Annotated in this window: 1 protein-coding gene; it reads right to left on the reverse strand. The window is 49.4% G+C overall.

The window, feature by feature from the left end:
• Positions 1–13 precede the first annotated feature (13 nt).
• Positions 14–1,288, reverse strand: a complete 1,275-nt coding sequence (locus C3418_RS23500) for an IS4-like element ISApu2 family transposase (RefSeq protein ID WP_011191341.1) — start codon at positions 1,286–1,288, stop codon at positions 14–16.
• Positions 1,289–1,389 lie beyond the last annotated feature (101 nt).

Genomic DNA, 1,389 nt, shown 5'->3' on the forward strand with positions numbered 1-1,389 from the left:
CATGTACAGAACCTTAAGCGGCAAGCGAATTAATAATACCGTCTAACGTGTTGTTTTGCTTGGATTTTCTCTGCCTACTCTTTTTGCCGTTTTTGGATAAATACACCATTGCCCACTCCAACTTCTCTGTTATTTCCTGCCACGCACCATGGATGATGCTCGCCAATATCGGCATTAACCAAAGCGCGCTGTTTTTGGCAATCTTCAGCATCGATAACTCCGCGCTGCCAATCAGCGTCAGCGCCAGCCGACGTTTGACCAGCAAGGCCAGCAAACTAGCCCAGATCAAGCCTTCCGCTATCGCTTTTTGTCGTGTCGCGAACGCCTTCAACCGGTTATGTGATTTCAGCTCTTTGAACAACAGTTCGATCTGCCAACGGCAACGATACAATGCCATCACCTTCTCGGCTGGCCATCGCTCACGCGGAAGATTGGTCATCCATATACAGAACCGTTTTTCCTCTGCAAACCAACGTCTTATGAGTCGATATTTATACTTTCCCGAACTCACATCCAGATCCAGAACCTCGGCTCTGCAGCTTCTCCGATCGATATCCTTGAGCTTTTTTCCGAGTAACTTGGGCATTTCCCTGCCGTCCTGTCGGTAAGCTGCCTGTACTTTGGGATTGAGATTTTGACTCCCTCTGACCAGATAGCTTCCTTTGGCTTTGGTCACATCAGCAAAGTACTCGCGGCTGATGTAACCGGCATCCGCCAATAACAGTTTGTTATTTAACGAATTTGCGGCCGGAAGATGCTTGCGCTCCGATTCGGTATCCGCCGTGATACTCATCGATATCGGCGACTGGTCCAGCAAGGACATGGTCATATGACACTCTACCGCAGCGGGGCTGTGCTTATTGAATCGGCCCGGGAAATGTTCTGCCAATTGCGGATGTAACGCGAATGACGACCCGTCCTGCAGCAGTACCTGCTCAAAGCCTGCCAGTCCGTGGGCGTCCGGTAGACACTCCTTGAGGCGTAAGGCGATGGCTCGTTCAACCAGTGCGCGCATGAACAAGGGAAAACCCTGCTTGCGTAACTGGTTGTGAAAGGGTTTATACGCTATTTGGTCAGTATCATGGAGCTGCAACGCATTGAAATGGCGATGCAAACCAGCAATACCATCCACCTTGTCGCAACCAAGCCCTGAGAGCAGAGCCGGGAGTAGTCTCGCAGGCTGGATATCCCGGAGTCGCTGACAAAAACCGGTAAATTTACCGATCCGGTTGAGTTCAGAAGAGCTAAGAAGTTGCTTGAGGTACTGGGTTGCATTGATAATAGTCATGGCTTCGGGCGTGTCGGTTTTTTTTTGCGATTAAATCAGATCACAAACGAAGCCTTTTTTCTATCTATTTCAATTGGTTGTAGCTAAAGATCCTGTACATG

This window comes from Aeromonas sp. ASNIH8, from assembly GCF_002919855.1.
GTDB lineage: Bacteria > Pseudomonadota > Gammaproteobacteria > Enterobacterales > Aeromonadaceae > Aeromonas > Aeromonas caviae.